We start from the raw sequence: 19,932 nt of genomic DNA, 5'->3' as shown, positions 1-19,932 counted from the left end.
ACAAAAAAACCACTAGGGGTGCACCATGCTGAGAGAGGCGTTGCCTTAACCCTAATTACCTGATCTAGTTAGTACTAGCGTAGGAAAGTGGCACTTGATACTCCATACATAATTTAGTATGGTTCATCTGTTGGACAGACGTGCCCACCGCTTCTTACTAGAAGCGGTGTTTTTTTTATGGAAAGGAGAAGACGATGAGTCATTTAACTGATCTTTCAAACCAAGTTGAAGCAAGAGAAGATGAATTAATAGCACTTGTTAAAAAGTTGGTTTCATTTCAGACGGCTAGTCCCCCTGCCAGAAATACCGAGCCCATTCAGTCTTTTATATCTGATTACTTACAAGGCATCGATTTTTCCGTTGACCAGTGGGATGTCTACCCGGGTGATCCAAATATTGTCGGCAAAAAACAAGGGCAAGATCATCTAACCTATCAAAGCTTGATCTTAAATGGTCATGTGGATGTAGCTTCTATTGAAGAAGATGAACCGTGGGATTCTCCCCCTTTTGAAGCTATAGTCAAAGATAGACACATTTTTGGCCGGGGAACCGCAGATATGAAAGGTGGCATGGCCGCTTGCTTGTTTGCACTGAAACTGCTTCACGAAGCCAATATCCCTATAAAAGGCGACCTCATTTTACAATCAGTTGTTGGTGAAGAAGTTGGAGAAGCCGGAACCAAAGAGTGCTGCGAACGTGGATACGAAGCTGACTTTGCTATTGTAGCCGATACAAGTGCCTCCAAGATCCAAGGACAGGGAGGCGTCATCACTGGCTGGATCACTCTCCAAAGTCCAACAACACATCATGACGGTCAAAGAAGGCAGATGTTGCACGCTGGAGGGAATCTACACGCGGCTAGTACAATTGAAAAGATGGCTAAACTAATTACAAGCCTACAAGAGCTTGAACGGCACTGGGCCGTCACAAAGTCGTATCCTGGGTTTCTACCCGGAACAAACACCATCAATCCTGCAGTTATTGAAGGAGGCCGTCATGCTGCCTTTATTGCTGATAAATGTTCGCTTTGGATCACTGTACATTTTTACCCAAATGAGACGTATGAATCGGTCACAAAAGAAATTGAGGAACATTTATTGCAAGCGGCGGCAGCTGATCCATGGATGAAGACATGCCCTCCTACTTTTGTTTGGGGAGGTAGTTCAATGATTGAAGAGCGTGGTGAGATATTTCCCTCTCTAGCAATTGATGAACAGTCATCCGGTGTGAAAGAACTGAAAGCGGCGCATGAACGAATCACAGGGCAAGAAGCAGAGATATCGATGTCTACTTCTGTGAACGATGGAGGTTGGCTTGGTGAAGCAGGAATTCCTACGGTTATTTATGGACCTGGTCAATTAGCGCATGCACATGCAGTGAATGAGCGAATTTCGATTGATGAGCTCATCCAATTTACAAAAACATTGCTGACGTTTATTCCGACCTGGTGTAATACAAAACGAGAAGAATAGAAATGAGGAAACAAGCATGTCCATTCATACAGCCTTAACAATTGCAGGTACGGATCCAACAGGCGGCGCAGGTATTCAAGCTGACCTAAAAACATTCCAGGAACGAGAGGTTTTTGGAATGAGTGTCATTACAACTGTTTTAGCTCAAAATACAACAGGTGTACAAATGATTAATCATATGCCGCTAGAACTAATCGAGAAACAACTGGACTCTGTTATTACCGACATCCCCCCTTCTGCGGTCAAAACAGGAATGATCGCAACGCCAGAAATGATGGAATTTCTTGTTGATTATCTTAAAAATCTTCAGGTTCCATACATATGTGATCCTGTTATGATTGCCAAAAGTGGCGACCCTCTTATGGATGCTCAGTCAAGACAATCCTTACGCCAAACGCTCGTCCCGCTTGCAACTATTGTTACACCAAATATTCCTGAAGCAAGTGAACTGACAGAGATGAACATTGAAACAATTGATGATATGGAACGTGCAGCAAAAATGATTGTACATGAGCTTGGTGCTCAGGCCGCGGTCATAAAGGGTGGTTATCGTACGGATCATTCTACAGATGTCCTGTATGCAAATGGCATAATCACTCGCCTTCATGCAGACCGCACCAATACTAAGCATCTACATGGAACTGGTTGTACTTTTTCGGCAGCTATTACTGCTGAGCTTGCAAAAGGTCACTCCATTGAAAGTGCAGTTGCGACTGGAAAAGCTTTTATCACTGATTCCATTACTCATACATTGGAACTCGGAACAGGAAATGGACCAACGAACCACTGGGGTTTTCGTCTAAAAGGCCTTCCTGGCCAAACCTAAATTTTAAGGAGTGAGCTTATGTCTTTTACCCAACAATTACGCCAGAAAGCAGATTCCATTTGGAAAGCGAATCATGAGCATCCCTTTGTTCAAGAAATTGGAGCTGGCACTTTAGATCTTGAAGCATTTAAATACTACATGAAACAGGACTATCTATATTTAATTGAATACTCTCGTGTCTTTGCACTTGGAGCTTTCAAGGCACCCGATCTTGAGACAATGGCTACCTTTTCAACCTATTTGCAATCTACACTCACAGAAGAAATGTCCTTGCATCGCTCATATGCTAAACGTCTTGGGATTACTGAGGATGAATTAGAACACGCTCAACCCTCTCCAACAACGATCGCTTACAGTAGTTATATGATTAGCGAAGCGCAAAAAGGCTCTTTAGCTCAGCTCATTGCAGTGATCCTACCTTGTGCTTGGAGCTACTCAGAGATCGGCAAGAAGCTTGCAGAAATCCCTGGAGCATCCGAACATGCTCATTACGGGGAATGGATTCAAATGTATCAGGATGATGAGTTCGCAGCGATTGCAGAATGGTTGTGTACTAAACTTGATCAACTCGCCTCTTCTTTAAACGACAGAGAGCAAGAGCAATTAGAAACTATATTTATCACATCAAGCCGCTTTGAATATCTATTCTGGGAGATGTCTTATCACCAAACGAATTGGGAGTAGAATTGACTTTTTCATGATTTTTCTAAACTAAGTACCCCTTTCGCTTGTTCTGCATAAGCTATCTTATGCTTTTGAAAGGTGGTGGCAACATGGGAGAGTATGAAGGAGGAAAAGGCGGCGGCTTTGCAGGAGGCGGCTTTGCGTTTATCATCGTTTTGTTTATCTTGCTTGTAATTATTGGAGCGAGCTACGTTTACTAATACACCCAGAAAGAGCCTTCACACGAGGCTCTTTTTTTCGTTTGAAAGTGTAGAACTAAGGGAACGTTATAATAATATAGATGCAAGACGAGGAGAGATAATGATGACGCAGCCTCTTGTATTAATTGTTGGAGCAGGACCAACAGGGTTAGCTCTTGCCCACAGACTCACACATTATCAGATTCCTTACCGCATCATTGATAAGAGATCTGGTCCCAATCATAAATCTCGAGCAATCGGTGTTCACGCAAGAACACTCGAATACTATGATCAATTAAATGTTGCAGATGACGCAGTAAGTTTAGGTATCAAAATGCCAGCTGCTCATATTCATAAAGCATCAAAGGAAGTAGGATACGTAAATCTAGGTAATATCGGAAAAGGGTTAAGTCCCTTCCCTTTTGTTCTCAGTCTTCCTCAGGATGAACACGAAGAACTGCTCGTTCACCATTTGAAACGCCTTGGCATTCATGTTGATTGGGAAACTGAATTGATTTCATTTGCTAATCATAGCGATCGGGTTGAGGCCGTAATTGAGCACAATGGCCGTCAGGAAACGATTCAAGCAGCTTATCTATGTGGCTGTGATGGTTCAACAAGTACTATTCGTGAAGATCTTAACGTCCCATTCGAAGGAACGACGTATAAGGATCTGTTTTATATCGCTGATGTAGAAGCAAAAGGTCAAGCAACCTCCAATACAGATATTAACCTTGCCCTATCAAAAAAAGGGTTTTGTATGGTATTGCCTGTAAGAAGCAAAGGAACACAGCGACTTGTCGGTATTATTCCTAGACTGCTAGCTGAAAAACCCGATATAACCTTTGAAGATATTCAGCCGTCACTAAACAGTCTTCTAGACATACAAGTGAAAAAAATGAATTGGTTCTCTACATTTAAAGTACACAAGCGAGTAGCCTCACAATTTATGAAAGGCCGTGTCTTTTTATTAGGGGATGCCGCTCACATACATAGTCCGACAGGGGCACAAGGAATGAACACAGGCATTGGAGATGCTGTGAACCTTTCTTGGAAGCTTGCTGCCGTCTTAAAAAAGAAAGCTGCCGCATCTATTCTTCCTTCATATACAGCTGAAAGAAGAAGATTTGCACGTCAATTGGTTGCTACGACGGATCAAGCATTTAAAGCGATGGTAAGCCGTAATTTGCGAGGTCTTTTGTTACGAGGCATCGTACTTCCTCGTATTGTGCCACTTGCCAGTCGATTGACATTTAGTCGTAAACTAGCTTTTCGAATGATGTCACAAATTCACATACGCTATCGAAAAAGCATATTAAGTCACGGAAAATCAGGACGTTTGCGCGGAGGAGATCGGCTACCATGGCTTGATCCATCAGCAGCAGACAATTATGAAGCCCTTCAGAGTGGTGACTGGCAAGTTCATATTTATGGAGAGGCTTCTGAAAACGTAAAGTCATTTGCTCAAAACACATCAATATCCTTAAAAAACTGGCCATGGCATTCAAGTATGAAAAAAGCTGGATTCACAAAAGATACGCTATATTTAATTCGCCCAGATGGTCATCTTGCCTTTATCAGTGACAATCAAAATCTTTCTAAATTACAAGATTACATCGATAGATTCCACATTCAATCAATCAATTAAAACAAGCATGCTCATGGTTTGACTAACCAAACCATGAGCATGCTTTTTGTTTTATTCATACTGAACAACTGATTCATTAAGTAAGGAATACCACAAATGATACCCTTCATCATTTGGGTGAACACCGTCACCTAGCAAATTATCCAAATCCTCTTCTCTATATTCTAATTCTTCTGTCCACGCATTGTAACTATCAAAATAATCCCATTCGGATTCGAGGATGTATTCTTCTGTAGCGAGAACATATTCCTCAAACTCTAATTCATTCGTAGAAAATGAGAAAATCGATTCACTAATTGGATTTGGAGCGATTAAAACCAAATACGTATCTGGTAGATCGTTTTTAATTTGATCTACAGCCGTTTGAATAGATTGCTTCGTCTCATCAAGAGGTTCTTCATGAAAGTAGCTGTTGATAACACTCGTTTCCATGATGACCACATCGGGCTCTGAGTTGATCATATCATCAATCACACCCTCAGCAAGCAGATCACTGACCTTGAACCCACTCACTCCAAAATTTTCTACTTCTACAGGTGGCAAGGATTCATTCCTATTCAACTCACCTTCTAAAAGTGCGGCCCATGACTGATTATACTCACTGGCCCCTTCACCAGCTGCCACACTGCTCCCAGTTACCGCCACCTGTAAATCATCTTCACCATCTACTCGTTCAAGTAACTCGTCTTCAAATGATTGTTCGGTATTCGACTTTGTAAAAAGCGCGTCAGAGGGTGAAGGTATTTGCTCCTGTTCATCTATTACATACTCATCCGTTTGTTGGGACACTACTAAAAAGACCAGCAGTGCCGCAACAATAATGCTTCCACTTAAAATAATGATTCCTTTGGCTTTCATTCTTATCCGTCCTTCCTCTGAATAGATAGGCAAATATTTTTATTTTTGACCTTTACCCGTGTTACATTAGATTGAATTCAAATACAGGAGGATTTTTCATGCAAAAACAATTGCAACTTCAAGAACGTCCTAATGGATTACCTGACGAACACACTTTTTCTACAAAAGAAATTGAAATAGGATCTCCTAATGACAACGAGCTATTAGTAAAAACATTGTACCTTTCTGTTGATCCTTATATGCGTGGCCGTATGTCCGATGCTAAATCGTATATCGCCCCATTCGAACTAAACCAAGCCATCTCAGGCGGCAGCATTGCTGAAGTAATTGAATCAAACGTATCATCTATACCTAAAGGGACTATCGTTTCAGGCCTGCTCCCTTTTCAAGAATATGTTGTTGTAAAGCCTGATCAAGTACGTACATTAGAGATGCATGGTGCCCCTATTTCAGCGGCGCTTGGAGCTCTTGGTATGCCTGGCTTAACTGCCTATTTTGGTCTAGATGATATCGGCAAACCTAAAGAAGGCGAAACGGTTGTCATCTCAGGCGCTGCTGGTGCTGTTGGTTCAATTGCAGGACAATTAGCACGCCTAAAAGGAGCTCGTGCAGTAGGCATTGTTGGCTCACAGGAAAAAGTAGACTTTCTAGTGAATGAACTTGGTTTTTCAGCGGCGATCAATTATAAAGAAGACAATATGGAAGAAGCTCTGAAACAAGCGTGTCCAGATGGAATTGATGTTTACTTTGAAAATGTCGGCGGCGAAGTGTCTGACCATATTTGGCCACTTCTTAATCCATTAGCACGAATTCCCGTTTGCGGAGCAATCTCTGCTTATAATCTGAAAAAAGGGGAAAAGGATAGTGGCCCCCGTGTCCAAACCTACTTAGTCAAAACTCGTGCAAGAATGCAAGGATTTCTTTATGGCGACTACGCTGACCAGTATGAAAAAGCGTACAGTGAGCTCAGCGAATATGTAAAAAACAAAGAGATCGTATTTAAGGAAACAATCCTTGACGGCTTTGATCGCATCCCTGAAGCTTTTAACGGTTTATTCACTGGAAAGAACATTGGAAAACAATTAGTAAAAATTTCAGATCCATCTTAACTGTATAAAACAAACAGCCATAAGAGTCGGCACAAACCGTTAGCTCTTATGGCTTTTTTTATAAAAATACTAACAATACTTGATTCCCTTAACCCGTCGCTTCAGAAAGTAGCACCGTACGTATGAGGTTGATCTGAATGGTTAGTTCTTTTTTCATAGAGCTATTTTTGTAACGCTCCCTACTTAAGCGGGTTAACTCTCTTCTTAATAACTGAACTTCAAGTGTATCCAGCATAGTCATGACTCCCTTTATTTCGCTTCCCTCTTCATATAACCTAATCATTCTGTTCTTAAACCCATTATTAAAAATCATAACTTTGAAAGTGTCTTTACATTATGGCTGAATAAATTCCTTCGAGAATTTATCAAGGAAGACTAGGTTCTGTTTCGTTATTTTTCTAAACCTACTCATATCATGATGAATATCCGCTGCATGAACCATCTTTCTATACATCGTTGTATCAACTGAATCCTTGCAATAGGTAGACATTGACCTTAAAGATTCATGCATATGGGAAGGGATCGAATATCGTTTGATAATGCCTCGATGAATGACTAATATAAATGAATATGCTTCTACGTTGTACTTCATACAATACTCCTTTACGACTATTATATTACTATATTATGTATCTTATAGAATAAGTATTAAATATTCAAGATAAAAAACTTATATTATAGTATTTTAGACTTATATAATACATAAGTCTTTAGACTAAACATAAATCAATGCAGTTCAAAATAACTATTTGATTTCTCAGTCTATTATTTAAATAAAAAAAGACCGATAGCTAAAAGAGCTACCCGCCTATTTATCCCATTATCATAATCTAAAATCCTCTCTTTTTCATCACTTTATATCGGTACGTTAACCATATCGCTCCAATTAAGCTGAGCACTGTGAGTATAGGGACTGGACCAGGACTTACATCATATTTAATGAAATCTTTTCCTTTCATAAGAAGAAAAGATGTACCAAAAATGAAACAAACATAAAAAATCAAAGCATTAAATATAATGAATCCCCTACCAGGACCTCGCACCCTACCACCTCAGCTTTCCTCCGTTTCTATTCGGAAGATATTTTCTATAAATCTCTATTACCCTTTTTTACCTAATCTAACTCAATATGTTTATATGAATGAAATGAATAAATGCTTGAGGTAACCACATTAGACCATCCAGTAAACTAGATGGTCTTCGTTCCTTTATTAACCTTTGCCTTTACTTTGTTTGTAAAACTCATGAAACAGCTTCATGAGGGCTCTCTTTTCAATTCGGGATACATAACTTCTTGATATTCCTAGCTCTTTAGCAATTTCTCGCTGAGTTCGCTCTTCCTCTAAGCTTAAGCCAAAGCGACCAACAATCACTTCTTTTTCCCGGTCATCTAGCACATGGATATACTCATAGATCTGCTTTTTCTCCATCTTTGTTTGAATTACATCCACAATGTCAGCAGCATCTTCTTGGAGAACGTCAATGAGAGTAATTTCATTCCCTTCTTTATCTGTTCCGATTGGATCATGTAAAGAAACGTCTTTCCTTACTTTTTTTAATGCTCTTAAGTGCATGAGAATTTCATTTTCAATACAGCGCGCTGCATACGTAGCGAGCTTTGTCCCTTTGCCTTCAGAATAACTTTCAATCGCCTTAATCAGTCCGATTGTCCCAATTGAGATTAAGTCTTCTGTATCCTCACGAGTGTTCTCAAATTTTTTAACGATATGCGCAACTAATCGCAAATTGTGTTCAATAAGTAAATTTCGAGCCTCCGGATCCCCTTCAGCCATTAGCGCTAAGTATTTTCGCTCTTCCTCTTTTTTTAATGGCTGAGGAAACGCATTGTTTTTCACATAAGATACAAACACAACCACTTCTTTTACAAAAAAAGAGATTGCTGCAAGAATTCCCGACACAAGCCCACCTCCTATAAGTCTATCTTTTATACTTATGCTGGAGTGGGCTTGCTTGTGTCTGTACCTCTAAGATTATAAATGGAATAAACGATAGGTGAACATTTTAAATGTAGCATTCATTTGAATGCATGTGTTTTTCTTCTTCTAAGATCTCTTTGATCGCTTGTATTGTTTGATCTAAATCCTGCTTTGTATGCGCTGCTGTCATAAAAAAACGGATCCTTGCTTCTGTTTCCTTAACTGCGGGGTAAATAATGGGCATCGCGTTAATTTGTTTATCGTACAGCTTTTCGGCAAACCATAGTGCTTTTTCTGATTCTCCAATTAAAAGCGGAATGATGGGTGATTGATCGCTTAGACCTGTATCAACACCTAATGCCTTCAATTTTTTAAGAAAGTACTCTGCATTCTTTGTTAAACGCTCGATAAGATCAGGACATTTTTCAATGATATCAAGAGATTCATAGGCTGCGGCTGCGTTAGAAGGACTCATACCGACACTAAAAACAAAACCGGATAAATTATATCTCAAGAACGTAATTAATGATTTTCCCCCGGCAATATATCCACCACAGCTGTTAAGTGATTTGCTTAAAGAACCCATAAGAATATCAACCTCATCAGCGTCAGTTTGATAATAACTCGTGATCCCTCTACCCCCTACTCCTATTGTTCCAATTGAATGAGCCTCATCTATCATTAATAACGCTTGATATTTTTTCTTTAATACGACTAGTTCGGGTAGCTTACAAAGATCCCCATCCATACTGTACACACCTTCTACAATCACTAATACATTTTGAAACTTTTTTCTGAACCTCTCAAGAATTTGTTCCAAATGACTCATATCATTATGCTTAAATCGAATCATTTTAGCACCGGAGAGACGAATACCTTGAATTATGCTGTTGTGAACAAGAGCATCACATACCACCAAATCTTGTGTACAAACTAATTGGCCAATCGTATTAACATTAGTGCTATGTCCTCCTACTTGAACTAGACAATCCTCAACTCCAATAAAATCAGCTATTTTTTGTTCAAGCTTTTGATGAAGCAAAATTTCCCCACTTAAAAGCCGACTACCGGAAACAGAGGTACCATATTGATTCAACGCTTGCATTACCGCATAATTAATTTCACTCATTCCATTTAAACCTAAATAATTATAGGTGGAGTAATTAATCATTTTTCTACCTTTCACTGTAATGTGATTAGAGGCAATCCCTTCATTTATTCGAAAAAAAGGAAGCTGTGATAATTCTGAATAAGTACGTTGAAAATCAGTAAAACCTGGAATCAAGTTTAAACTCATACACAGCACCCTCTCAAGTCATATGTATGTATAAATTCTGTATAATTTATATAAATCCTTTTATATAAATTCAGTTATTTTTTAGGAATACACATAAAAACCCCCTTTATTAGCAAAGGGGTCTATTTCTATTCATTATTCTTCTTATTTACAATCCCTAATACAAATCCGTCATATCCTTTACTACCAACCGTTTGAATCGCGGTTGCATCTATTTCGTCGGATTGTTGCAAGAGATCCATAAAGTGACGCACACCTTGGACACGATCATCAGCACTATCCTTATTTCTCACCTCACCATTGCGAACTACATTGTCTCCGATGATCACTGCACCATTGGTAGCAAGCTTCAGAGCCCATTCGAAATAAGTGGGGTAGTTCTGTTTATCCGCATCAATAAATATAAAGTCAAACGGACTATATCCGTTCCTTTGTAAAGTGGGTAACAGGTCAGTCGCTTTACCAACGAGGACGGTCACTTTAGATTCTAGTCCTGCGGCTTGAATATTCTTACGTGCTACTTCTGCATGGGATTCCTCTAGTTCCAGTGAAAGTAAATGTCCTTCTGCAGGCAATGCGTTAGCAAGCCAGATTGTACTATATCCACCAAGTGTACCAATTTCGAGAATAGAAGTGGATCGATTCATTTTAGCAAGCAAATGAAGCAGCTTGCCTTGTGTGGGTGATACGTCAATCTCTGGCAGGTTTGCCTTACGATTTCTGTTGAGATTGTCTTCTACTACGGAATTTGTTGGGATTAATTTCTCTTCAAAATATGAGTCTACATCTTTCCATGATTTTGTGTGAGTCATTTTAATTCCCCCTTAGCTTTTTTTAAGGTACTCTTTCACTATACTGGATTACTTGGTATGCAAAAAGGAGGAACTTACTATTATGTCTGAGCAATTAACGATTACCATAAATGATACGGTTATTATAGCGAAGCAACATTGGGAAGATACAAAAGGAGAATCACAAATTCTTGGTGTTGTTTTTGATGTTACACATGAACAGTACCATGATATTGCAGTGTTGCTTTACAAAAATGATTTTCATATTCAAGTTCCTTCAAAAGAGCTATCTTTTCAAGCTACTATTCATTCTTACTCTACGTCGATTACTAATTTATACCACGAGGGTGAGGTTGGAGAATTTAAGGTGGAGTTTATTGAGAAGGTATAATTCAAAGCATACCTTTGGTTACGTATACTTTCAAAAGTTGAGAAGCGTCGATCATTAGTGCTTCTAACCCGCTCCAGGGATGGGGGGTACGCTTTCCAATGGCGGGCGTTGAACTAAACTGGCTACGCCAGTGTATTTCAACACTGCCCTTTACTCCATTAGGAGTCGGCCTCCCCATCCCTTCCGCTAAGTTCGAGGGACAAAGAAGAAAATAACAACATCAAAAAACCTCTCAGTTTACTGTTCTGAGAGGTTTTTTTCTTCATTAATATGAAGGTTATTCTGTTATGATTTCTTCTTCTACTACTAGTAGGTCTGTGTTGTTTACGGAACCGAATGCTGAGAAAGCTCCTGCTTTGTAGATTAGTTCGGATATGCTGGTGTTTTCGATTTTTAGATAGCCACTTTCGTATTTTAGTACATGAAGAATGACTCGGATGCTTAGGCCGTGCGAAACAATGTATACATCTTTGTGACCATTCTTTTCAGCGTCATCTACGATGGCTTGCAAGGAATCGAATAACCTTTTTGTATAGGCATCCCATTCTTCGGCCTCTGGATCAAGTAATGAAACGGTTTGGCATATTTCATCAATATCAGCGTCAGAACGTGTGATGCCATCCTTGTCGTATCTCTGAACTATTTTTTCTCTCACTTCGTCCCATAAAACAGGGTTAGGTCCACCTTCATAGTTTCCAAAATACATTTCTCGGAGTCCTTTTACTGTTTTTAAGGCAAGGTCTGTCTTTTCACTATGTTCACGTATTAGCGTTGCCGTTTCAATGGCTCGGCCGCTGTCGCTTGAATAGATCGCATCAATACTTCTTTCCTTTAATCCACGACCAAGGCGAGCTGCAACCGTACGTCCCTTTTCAGTTAATGGTGTGTCAGACCATCCTTGTACCTTATCTTGAAAGTTAAAAATTGTTTGACCATGACGAATGAGGTGTAGGGTAATATCATTTGATGTGTCGATCAGAAGCGCCTCCTATTTCTTTTAACAAAATCAAATCTCTCTTTAAAAGCATACACCTCTGCTTGCCTCTCTGCAATTTTCAGGTTTATGCGTTTGCCATTGAGTCTTCTTGATCACCTTTTTTTGCAATAAAATAAAAACAACCAAGAGCAATTAGACATGTACTAAACAAAATGATTCCCATAGGAACCGCGGATGCTTCTGCTAAACCGACAAGTGGAGCTACCATTGCCCCAATTAAAAGCGGAAACAGTCCTAATAGTGCACTCGCACTTCCGGCTCGGTGAGCTTGCTTTTTAATACCCAACGTATAAGATGTTGTTAGAATCATTCCCATACTCGTCATGTAAATGAAAATAGGAATAACAATAAGAGCAAGTGGAGCTTCTAATACTGTCATCACTAATAGAAACGCGGTTGCGGCTGTTGCGAGAATCACACCACTTCTTAAAAAAGCCTGCTCTGAAATTCTACCTACGTATCTCCCTACAAGCCACGTCCCACCAATAATAGCGAGCCCATTAATACCAAACAAAATACTGAAGGTTTGTGGGGATACTCCATAAATACCTTGGTACACAAATGGTGTTCCCGATACATATGCAAAGCTACCCCCATGAGCAAATCCAAGTGTTAACGCATAACCGATAAACGATTTATCTCTAAATAGTTCACCAAAGGTTTTTAACGTAAAGGGGAGTGAGCTTGGTGTTCGACGCTCTGGTGGATGACTCTCCTTTAGCTTCCACATCACCATAGCAACAATAGCAAGTCCTACAAATGCTAAGAAGTAAAAAATCGTGCTCCAATCAGTAAAAGGTAACCAAAGAATGGCCCCTCCTACAATAGGTGCAACAAGCGGAGCTACGGCATTTATGACCATAAGCAGTGCAAAAAACTTTGTTAGTTCAGCTCCACTAAAGACATCTCTCACGATCGCACGTGATACAACAACACCACCTGCAGCCGTAAGTCCTTGGAGGAAGCGCCCTATAATAAGCCATGTAATATTTGGGGCAAGTGCACAAAGCAACGACGCTAGTGCGAATAATAGAACCGATATAATTAAAGGCTTTAATCTACCCTTTGAATCACTAATGGGTCCTACTATGACTTGTCCAATAGCAAGACCAAACAAACAAGCTGTCAAGCTAAGTTGCACCAATGATTCTCGTGCACCCAGGTCTTCTGCAATGTCCGGAAAACTAGGTAAATACATATCAATATTTAGCGGGCCTAGCACAGCTAGCATACTAAGTAAAAAGGCTAAAGCAATCCGTTCTTTCCCTGTTGGGTTTTGTACCATCTCTCTTACTCTCCTTCAAACCACGTTCTCTCTAATCAATCAAATCAACGTTAGTCTACGTGAGTAAGCATCTACTGTCCAGTGACCTGCACTAAAAATGATTGTTTTATTTAGTGTATCGATTGGCATAGCTGCTTGCTACAAAGGAGTCGGGCTTAATTTTTGGCTCAAGTCCAGAGGATTCAATTCGTCCTGTCATCTCGCGAACAAATTCTCTTGTACGATTTTTTTGACCGGCACCAATATCAATATGACCTTCAATGGAAAATGTAGCACCATCGTATATATGAGGAAGAATGATGTGGATTAATTCATTTTTATGATTTTCTGTGAAAAGGGTTGCGATTTCTTCTGTTAATGAGGTTTCAAAGGAGATTCGTTCGTGTAGATGATTCATTTTTCGTTGGACGATCGTTTTTGTCGCACAGGCCCATACCCCTTGACCAAGACGCTGGATTACAACGCCAGTTATAAACCTTGTTTGTCGTGGATGAACTTGCGAATCTGTTCCAAGCATTAATTTATAATGACCAATCGGCTGCTGTTCCATAAACGCTTTGATCTGAAGAAATACCTGCTCAAACGTCATATCTTTTTGTTGGAGATTATAGAATTGTCTTAGGGTCATCCACCATTCGCTCCTTCAGCTATTTCTTCATATAACAGTATATGCAAAAGCAACAGATGATGATGCTAAACAAGAAAGTCCCTTATCTATTTAATAAAAATAGAACAATAACAGAAAAAAGCTCAGCACATGATTCAATGTGCTGAGCTTATGGACATCACCTATTATGCTTCTAGTTCTTGTGTATCTAAACGCTTTGAAGGATCTTGATATACGTCTTGATCCAATTGTTTAGTCACCTTACTAGTAAACAATCCAGAGATCATACTTCCACTTACATTTAAAGCTGTCCGTCCCATATCAATAAGTGGTTCTACAGAGATTAGTACCCCTGCAAGAGCAATTGGCAAATCAAGTGCAGATAAAACAAGGATCGCAGCAAATGTTGCTCCTCCCCCTACTCCAGCTACACCAAATGAACTAATGGCAACTACAAAAATTAAGAAGAGTAGGAAACCAGGTTCTAACGGATTGATTCCAACTGTTGGTGCAATCATCACAGCAAGCATCGCTGGATAAATTCCTGCACACCCATTTTGTCCAATTGAAAGACCAAATGAACCTGCAAAGTTTGCAATACCATCAGGAACACCCATTTGCTTTTGCGTTTGGATATTCATTGGTAAGGCACCTGCACTTGTTCTTGATGTAAAGGCAAAAGCAAGCACTGGAAAAGCTTTTTTTACATACGTAATCGGGCTAAGTCCAATGATCGATAAGATCACCAAGTGAATCACAAACATAGCAATAAGAGCGACATAGGAAGCAGCTACAAACTCACCGAGACTCACAATGGCATTGAGGTCACTTGTTGCAACCGTTCGAGTCATAATAGCGAGAACACCATATGGAGTCAAACGTAGGATTAACGTTACAACACGCATAACAATGCTATAAATGGTATCTGTAATTTTAGCAAAATGCTCTGCCTGTTCTGGTTGCTTTCTCTTAATACCAAGAAAAGCTAAGCCAAGAAAAGCAGCGAATATAACAACCGCAATAGTTGATGTCGCTCGTTGTCCCGTTAAATCTAGAAACGGATTTGATGGGATTAATTGTACAATCTGTTGAGGCAACGTATCTGCTTCAATACCAGCAGACGTTTCTTCAAGTGAAGAGCCTCGCGCTGTCTCGGCTTCACCTTGCGTAATTTGTTCGGCATTCAGATCAAAAATAGTTGTTGCTGCGATTCCAATACCTGCCGCAACAGCTGTGGTAACAACTAGAGTGGCAAGAATTAACGCACTAATTTTCCCTAGATTATTAGTGAATTTCAAACGAGTAAAAGCAGAAAGAATAGAAATGAATACTAGTGGCATAACAATCATCTGCAAGAAACGAACATAACCAGAACTAATAATACTCATCCAGTCTGCTGAGGTTTCAATTACAAACGAGTCAGGCTCAAATAAAAATTGAAGAGCCAAACCAAACACAATCCCTAGTCCAAGCCCCGTAAATACTCGTTTTGAGAAAGATATATGCTTTTTTTGCATAAAGAAAAGCAGCCCTACAAAGGCAAGTAAAACGGCTAAAATAATAATAACAAATAAAATATCCAGTGATCTCCACTCCTTAAATAATTTCGATAGGCTTAGTTAGTTTAGTCCCTCTTAATCATATCTGTCAAGTAGGAATAAAACTTTTTTACATACTTGCCTAGTTTATGAGTTTTAGTTTGTTTTAGTCAAATAAATGGCATCCACTAAAACCATGATGCTGTTTAACGAGCATCATGGTTCGGTTTTACTGAAGATGTACAAGAAGTTTGATGTGATCATCTTCTAAATTTTATTTAATCCTACCTATAAATCTTTCGGTCGTGTTGATCGTGGATTCCTGACACTCGATAATAATACGTATTAACTTTGTCTCGCCATTCCTTTGCATTCTCAAGTTGAGCATTTAGTTTATGACTTATATGTTCATATAAGTCATCTGGGAGCTCGTCTTTTGATTGTTGCCACGCCAAAATCAGGCGTTCGACTTGTTTCACTCCTTCAAAATGCGAATCATAAATATGTTGGATGACCGTTTTCCCTGAGTGTAGTTTGTGAGTATACGGAACATGGTGGAAGAAAAGCAAAAGCTCATCAGGACATGTAGTCATATCTTCATATACTTCTGCAACAGGCTCAGTATATTGGTTCACATAGTTGCTCCCACTTTTAGTACGATCAACTCCTATACCGTCCCGATCAGAAAAATGATACGTACCCCATGGACTATACTCATATCCATTCACATCAGGACCATAATGATGACCTGTTTTCACCATCCACCCTACACCAAGAGGAGCCGTATAGTTTTCATATACTACCCACGATTCCATCAACATCTTCTCGATCATTTGCTTTACTTCTTCGTTTACGGATGGATACGTACTATTTACCCAGTCGTTCGCAATAGTACGAGCAGTGAGTCTTGGATTCCAGGCAAGTCTTCCATACCCATACAGATTCGCTTGGGCAAATTCATGACCCGTCCAATTTGAATCATTCCCTACATTCACAACCGCAGTTATCCCCGTTTGTATAGAAGGATACACGTTCCCTGATAGAATATCAGAAACCGTTGTACCTTCACCTTTTATTTGCGTATCAAAGGCTAAGACCTCACTCCATTGTGGCATTAGATAACAGAGATCAATTTGTTGACCTGTATATTCTTGAGTCACTTGAAACTCTATCACATAGTTAGTTGCCTTTAAGGCCCCTATTAAAGGAGAAACGGGTTCTCTCACCTGAAAATCCATCGGACCATTTTTAATTTGTAGAATGACATTGTCGTCAAACTCCCCATCAAGCTTTTGAAAATGATCAAACGCCGCTCTAGCACGATCCGTTGTGCGATCTCGCCAATCCTGCAGACAATCATACACAAAGCAGCGCCAAAATACGTTTCCGCCAAAAGGAGCTAGTGCTTTTGCAAGCATGTTCGCTCCATCTGCATGTGTTCTTCCATAGGTGAAAGGTCCAGGTCGATGTTCCGAATCTGCTTTCACAATAAACCCACCAAAACCAGGAATTGTTTGATAGATTCGTTTTGTTTGCTGCTTCCACCATGTTTTTACCTCATCATCTAATGGATCAGCTGTTTGTAATTCACCCAGCTCAATTGGACTAGCATAGTTAATACTCAGGTATAAGGTGATATAGTTTTCACTGAAAATATCTGCTAGTTCCTTTAATTCACGTAGTTTACTTTCAGTAATAAGCTTTGTTTCTACTCGATGAACATTCACATTATTAATACTTATTTTGTTTATACCCACTGAAGCAAGTAAATCTGCATACTGTTGAATTCGTTTTGCATCATAGGATAATTCGTCTTGATCAAAAAAGATTGAGCGGCCTGCATAGCCTCTTTCAATGGTTCCATCCATGTTATCCCAATGATTTAACATTCGAATATGCGTCGATGGGTTCTGCACTACGCTTATATCTTCTCTTTTGGACCCAAGCTGAAGTTGCTCAATTAGATGAAACGTACCATAAAGCAATCCTTGTTCAGAAAGAGACAAAACATATGTCTTACGTTGCTCATTTCGAATGATAAAACCATCTAATTCCATTTCAATTTGGCACTCTTGATTTGTTTCATTAAACGTTCCGATGATGATCTCTGATTGACTCGTCATTGTTCGACTTATTTCAATCTTGTTGTAGAGTCTGTTTAGATAGGTTAAACAGACTCTTTCTAACACCTTAGCTTGAGAGCAAAGAGTAATGTGAAGACTGCTTATTGTAGGAACTTGTTTATCATTAGGTAGCCAGCAGGTCGTGAATGTAGAAGCATTCATCAAAGGTCACCTCTGTATCTCAAAATGACGGCATCATGAGCGTCTATAGTAAGTGATGTCTTTTCACTATACTGACGGTTTTTCAATAGATCTTCACATGTAAACGGAAGCTCTACTTGTGTAGTACTAGCGTTGTGATTTAATACAAATGTGTACGTGAATCCCTCTTTATGCCTGGAGACGACCTCTACATCTGATGGAGCATTAAGCGCGGATTGAATGGAATGATTCGCACATACATCATTAAATAGATCTTTTAAAAATTGAAATTCCGGCTCGCTAGCCAGATACCAGGCGTTTCCCTTCCCATACGTATTCCTTGTCACAACTGGCGTATTTTTATAAAAGTCAGAACCATATTCAGCAAAAACTTCAGCAGACTCAGCGTGAATAATATCGAATATGAGGTTACATGTATAAGAGGATTGATAGCCTTCTGCTTGATTCTTTAGATGTATTTGGTTGAAATCTTTTGGATCTAACGAGTCTGTCTCTTCAACCCAAATACCTAATAACTCCTTTAATGGCCCCGGATAATCGGTTAAAACGGAATTATCATGTTCATCTACAATCCCGCTCAAATACGTCGTAATAAATGTTCCACCCTGATCCACAAACGCTTTAATCTTTTCATCATAATTGTCTTTAATCATATGAAGCAATGGAGCAATCACTACCTCATATCCTGTGAGGTCATCATCCACTCCAATGACATCGATGTCGACATTTAGTTCATACATGGCCTTATAATATTTGATCATTGTCTTTTGATAGCCGACATGACGGGATGGACCATCTGAAATTTCAACAGACCACCAGCTATCCCAATCAAACACAAATGCTACCTTTGATTTGGTCTCTGCTTGAACAAATGCATCTCCTAAAGTAACAAGTTCTTCCCCGATTTGTTTACACTCTCTAAATACTCTTGTGTCATTTCGAGCTGACTGATTTAGAATGGCTCCATGATATTTTTCACAAGCTCCTTTTGATTTTCTCATTTGAAAATACAAAACTGAATCAGAGCCGTGCGCCAATGCTTGGTAACTCCATAGTCGATTTAAGCCTGGCCTTTTAATCGGATTAAAACCTCTACACGCAGTTGTACTAGGTGTTTGTTCCATTAACCAGAATGGTTTCCCTTTTTTAAGACCTCTCATCAAATCATGAGTCAAAGCCATCCTTGCCTGGGATTGCAAATCAGGCGGGTAATTATCCCATGAGATAAAATCGAGATGTGGTGCCCATTTGAAATAATCCAAAGGTCGATACATCCCCATAAAGTTTGTCGTAACAGGGATATTAGGCGTATAGCGTTTGATTTCTTTTTTTTCTTGGATAAAGTTATCTAACATGCTATCAGAGTTAAATCTCATATAATCTAATGTAATTCCTTGAAATGCCGTCACATTCTCAGAACCAAGGTGTTCACTTAAATTATTTGGGGGTACGATCTCATCCCAATCATAAAAAGTATGAGACCAAAAAGTCGTGTTCCACGCTTCGTTCAGTTTTTCTAACGATTGATATTTTTCTTTTAACCACCTTCGGAACGCGATTGCAGATTCATCTGAATAACATGCGCCACCATATTCGTTGTTAATATGCCAAGCTATAATATTGTCATAATCCTTGTATCGCTCTGCCATTTTTCTTGCCATTAATGCAGAGTATTTTTTGTACGTAGGACTATTTGGAGAAGAGTTATGTCGCTGTCCAAATTTTCTTTTCCTACCTTCAAAATCTACTCTTGTTACATCTGGATAGCGGTTGGCCATCCAGGCTGGATGGGCCGCAGTCCCTGTTGCGAGAATGATCTTCTTATTAGTGTGATACAAATATTCCATCATCTCATCCATTTTCGAAAAATCATAGGTCTCTTCATCCTTCTGAATCAATGCCCACGCAAAGATCCCTATAGAAACCGTATCGATCTTTGCTTCTTCAAATAATTGCTGATCCTCTTCCCATATTTCTTTAGGCCACTGTTCTGGATTGTAGTCTCCACCAAACAAAATCTTCTCCAAA

Annotated in this window: 19 protein-coding genes and 1 riboswitch; of the genes, 7 read left to right on the top strand and 12 right to left on the bottom strand. The window is 39.5% G+C overall.

The window, feature by feature from the left end:
- Positions 1–4 precede the first annotated feature (4 nt).
- Positions 5–103: riboswitch (TPP riboswitch) on the top strand.
- Between the two features lie 91 nt (positions 104–194).
- The 5 genes from J2S05_RS01395 to J2S05_RS01375 all read left to right on the top strand — a co-directional run bounded on the left by J2S05_RS01395 (position 195) and on the right by J2S05_RS01375 (position 4,809).
- The gene (locus tag J2S05_RS01395; RefSeq protein WP_306979208.1) at positions 195–1,472 is read left to right on the top strand and encodes an acetylornithine deacetylase; all 1,278 of its coding nucleotides are present in this window, start codon (positions 195–197) and stop codon (positions 1,470–1,472) included.
- A 16-nt stretch (positions 1,473–1,488) separates the two neighbouring features.
- Positions 1,489–2,298: a bifunctional hydroxymethylpyrimidine kinase/phosphomethylpyrimidine kinase gene (gene thiD / locus J2S05_RS01390; protein WP_306979206.1), complete on the top strand. Its 810-nt coding sequence runs from the start codon at positions 1,489–1,491 to the stop codon at positions 2,296–2,298.
- 18 nt (positions 2,299–2,316) lie between these two features.
- Positions 2,317–2,982 (top strand): thiaminase II, encoded by a 666-nt coding sequence (gene tenA, locus J2S05_RS01385; protein WP_306979204.1) that lies wholly within the window; start codon positions 2,317–2,319, stop codon positions 2,980–2,982.
- An 89-nt stretch (positions 2,983–3,071) separates the two neighbouring features.
- Complete coding sequence (locus J2S05_RS01380; RefSeq protein ID WP_370873591.1) at positions 3,072–3,182, top strand: YjcZ family sporulation protein; 111 nt, start codon at positions 3,072–3,074, stop codon at positions 3,180–3,182.
- A 100-nt stretch (positions 3,183–3,282) separates the two neighbouring features.
- Complete coding sequence (locus J2S05_RS01375) at positions 3,283–4,809, top strand: FAD-dependent monooxygenase (protein WP_306979199.1); 1,527 nt, start codon at positions 3,283–3,285, stop codon at positions 4,807–4,809.
- A gap of 51 nt (positions 4,810–4,860) precedes the next feature.
- Here J2S05_RS01375 and J2S05_RS01370 read toward each other — a convergent pair whose 3' ends face one another.
- The gene (locus tag J2S05_RS01370; RefSeq protein WP_306979197.1) at positions 4,861–5,667 is read right to left on the bottom strand and encodes an SGNH/GDSL hydrolase family protein; all 807 of its coding nucleotides are present in this window, start codon (positions 5,665–5,667) and stop codon (positions 4,861–4,863) included.
- Positions 5,668–5,765: 98 nt separating this feature from the next.
- Between J2S05_RS01370 and J2S05_RS01365 the strand changes: the two genes are divergently transcribed.
- Positions 5,766–6,776, top strand: a complete 1,011-nt coding sequence (locus J2S05_RS01365) for an NADP-dependent oxidoreductase (protein WP_306979195.1) — start codon at positions 5,766–5,768, stop codon at positions 6,774–6,776.
- 88 nt (positions 6,777–6,864) lie between these two features.
- On the opposite strand, the gene J2S05_RS01360 is transcribed toward J2S05_RS01365, so the two are convergent.
- The 5 genes from J2S05_RS01360 to J2S05_RS01340 form a co-directional block, all read right to left on the bottom strand.
- A complete protein-coding gene (locus J2S05_RS01360; protein WP_306979193.1) occupies positions 6,865–7,011 on the bottom strand; it encodes a hypothetical protein in 147 nt (48 codons plus the stop codon).
- Positions 7,012–7,110: 99 nt separating this feature from the next.
- Positions 7,111–7,368: a hypothetical protein gene (locus J2S05_RS01355; RefSeq protein WP_306979191.1), complete on the bottom strand. Its 258-nt coding sequence runs from the start codon at positions 7,366–7,368 to the stop codon at positions 7,111–7,113.
- A 619-nt stretch (positions 7,369–7,987) separates the two neighbouring features.
- Positions 7,988–8,695, bottom strand: a complete 708-nt coding sequence (gene sigK, locus J2S05_RS01350; protein WP_306979190.1) for an RNA polymerase sporulation sigma factor SigK — start codon at positions 8,693–8,695, stop codon at positions 7,988–7,990.
- Between the two features lie 103 nt (positions 8,696–8,798).
- The gene (locus tag J2S05_RS01345; RefSeq protein ID WP_306979188.1) at positions 8,799–10,010 is read right to left on the bottom strand and encodes an aminotransferase class I/II-fold pyridoxal phosphate-dependent enzyme; all 1,212 of its coding nucleotides are present in this window, start codon (positions 10,008–10,010) and stop codon (positions 8,799–8,801) included.
- 128 nt (positions 10,011–10,138) lie between these two features.
- Complete coding sequence (locus tag J2S05_RS01340) at positions 10,139–10,822, bottom strand: O-methyltransferase (RefSeq protein WP_306979187.1); 684 nt, start codon at positions 10,820–10,822, stop codon at positions 10,139–10,141.
- Between the two features lie 82 nt (positions 10,823–10,904).
- Here J2S05_RS01340 and J2S05_RS01335 point away from each other — a divergent pair, with 82 nt between their 5' ends.
- Positions 10,905–11,192 carry a DUF3219 family protein gene (locus tag J2S05_RS01335; RefSeq protein WP_306979185.1) on the top strand — a complete coding sequence of 96 codons (288 nt, stop codon included), beginning with the start codon at positions 10,905–10,907 and terminating at the stop codon, positions 11,190–11,192.
- A gap of 277 nt (positions 11,193–11,469) precedes the next feature.
- Here the strand turns inward: J2S05_RS01335 and J2S05_RS01330 are convergent, their stop codons facing one another.
- The 6 genes from J2S05_RS01330 to J2S05_RS01305 form a co-directional block, all read right to left on the bottom strand.
- On the bottom strand, positions 11,470–12,135 hold the full coding sequence (locus J2S05_RS01330) for a histidine phosphatase family protein (RefSeq protein ID WP_306981041.1): 666 nt from the start codon (positions 12,133–12,135) through the stop codon (positions 11,470–11,472).
- A 118-nt stretch (positions 12,136–12,253) separates the two neighbouring features.
- Positions 12,254–13,474 (bottom strand): Bcr/CflA family multidrug efflux MFS transporter, encoded by a 1,221-nt coding sequence (locus J2S05_RS01325; RefSeq protein WP_306979183.1) that lies wholly within the window; start codon positions 13,472–13,474, stop codon positions 12,254–12,256.
- Between the two features lie 106 nt (positions 13,475–13,580).
- On the bottom strand, positions 13,581–14,102 hold the full coding sequence (locus tag J2S05_RS01320) for a ribonuclease H-like YkuK family protein (RefSeq protein ID WP_306979182.1): 522 nt from the start codon (positions 14,100–14,102) through the stop codon (positions 13,581–13,583).
- 164 nt (positions 14,103–14,266) lie between these two features.
- Positions 14,267–15,664 carry an L-cystine transporter gene (locus tag J2S05_RS01315; protein WP_306981039.1) on the bottom strand — a complete coding sequence of 466 codons (1,398 nt, stop codon included), beginning with the start codon at positions 15,662–15,664 and terminating at the stop codon, positions 14,267–14,269.
- Positions 15,665–15,903: 239 nt separating this feature from the next.
- Positions 15,904–17,904 (bottom strand): alpha-glucuronidase family glycosyl hydrolase, encoded by a 2,001-nt coding sequence (locus J2S05_RS01310; RefSeq protein ID WP_306979180.1) that lies wholly within the window; start codon positions 17,902–17,904, stop codon positions 15,904–15,906.
- Entirely contained in the window at positions 17,904–19,931 is a 2,028-nt protein-coding gene (locus tag J2S05_RS01305; protein ID WP_306979178.1) for a beta-galactosidase, read from the bottom strand. Before J2S05_RS01305 ends, J2S05_RS01310 begins: the two co-directional genes overlap by 1 nt.
- Position 19,932 lies beyond the last annotated feature (1 nt).

The organism is Alkalicoccobacillus murimartini, assembly GCF_030813245.1.
GTDB classification, from domain to species: Bacteria; Bacillota; Bacilli; order Bacillales; family Bacillaceae_D; genus Alkalicoccobacillus; species Alkalicoccobacillus murimartini.
The sequence above is the reverse complement of the archived record's forward strand: the minus strand, read 5'-3'. Positions and strand labels throughout refer to the sequence as shown.

What these genes read in the sequence shown, in the direction of transcription:
- J2S05_RS01395 (WP_306979208.1), top strand. Translation starts at nt 195, where the DNA reads ATGAGTCATTTAACTGATCTTTCAAACCAAGTTGAAGCAAGAGAAGAT.
- thiD (WP_306979206.1), top strand. Translation starts at nt 1,489, where the DNA reads ATGTCCATTCATACAGCCTTAACAATTGCAGGTACGGATCCAACAGGC.
- tenA (WP_306979204.1), top strand. Translation starts at nt 2,317, where the DNA reads ATGTCTTTTACCCAACAATTACGCCAGAAAGCAGATTCCATTTGGAAA.
- J2S05_RS01380 (WP_370873591.1), top strand. Translation starts at nt 3,072, where the DNA reads ATGGGAGAGTATGAAGGAGGAAAAGGCGGCGGCTTTGCAGGAGGCGGC.
- J2S05_RS01375 (WP_306979199.1), top strand. Translation starts at nt 3,283, where the DNA reads ATGATGACGCAGCCTCTTGTATTAATTGTTGGAGCAGGACCAACAGGG.
- J2S05_RS01370 (WP_306979197.1), bottom strand. Translation starts at nt 5,667, where the DNA reads ATGAAAGCCAAAGGAATCATTATTTTAAGTGGAAGCATTATTGTTGCG.
- J2S05_RS01365 (WP_306979195.1), top strand. Translation starts at nt 5,766, where the DNA reads ATGCAAAAACAATTGCAACTTCAAGAACGTCCTAATGGATTACCTGAC.
- J2S05_RS01360 (WP_306979193.1), bottom strand. Translation starts at nt 7,011, where the DNA reads ATGCTGGATACACTTGAAGTTCAGTTATTAAGAAGAGAGTTAACCCGC.
- J2S05_RS01355 (WP_306979191.1), bottom strand. Translation starts at nt 7,368, where the DNA reads ATGAAGTACAACGTAGAAGCATATTCATTTATATTAGTCATTCATCGA.
- J2S05_RS01345 (WP_306979188.1), bottom strand. Translation starts at nt 10,010, where the DNA reads ATGAGTTTAAACTTGATTCCAGGTTTTACTGATTTTCAACGTACTTAT.
- J2S05_RS01340 (WP_306979187.1), bottom strand. Translation starts at nt 10,822, where the DNA reads ATGACTCACACAAAATCATGGAAAGATGTAGACTCATATTTTGAAGAG.
- J2S05_RS01335 (WP_306979185.1), top strand. Translation starts at nt 10,905, where the DNA reads ATGTCTGAGCAATTAACGATTACCATAAATGATACGGTTATTATAGCG.
- J2S05_RS01325 (WP_306979183.1), bottom strand. Translation starts at nt 13,474, where the DNA reads ATGGTACAAAACCCAACAGGGAAAGAACGGATTGCTTTAGCCTTTTTA.
- J2S05_RS01320 (WP_306979182.1), bottom strand. Translation starts at nt 14,102, where the DNA reads ATGACCCTAAGACAATTCTATAATCTCCAACAAAAAGATATGACGTTT.
- J2S05_RS01310 (WP_306979180.1), bottom strand. Translation starts at nt 17,904, where the DNA reads ATGAATGCTTCTACATTCACGACCTGCTGGCTACCTAATGATAAACAA.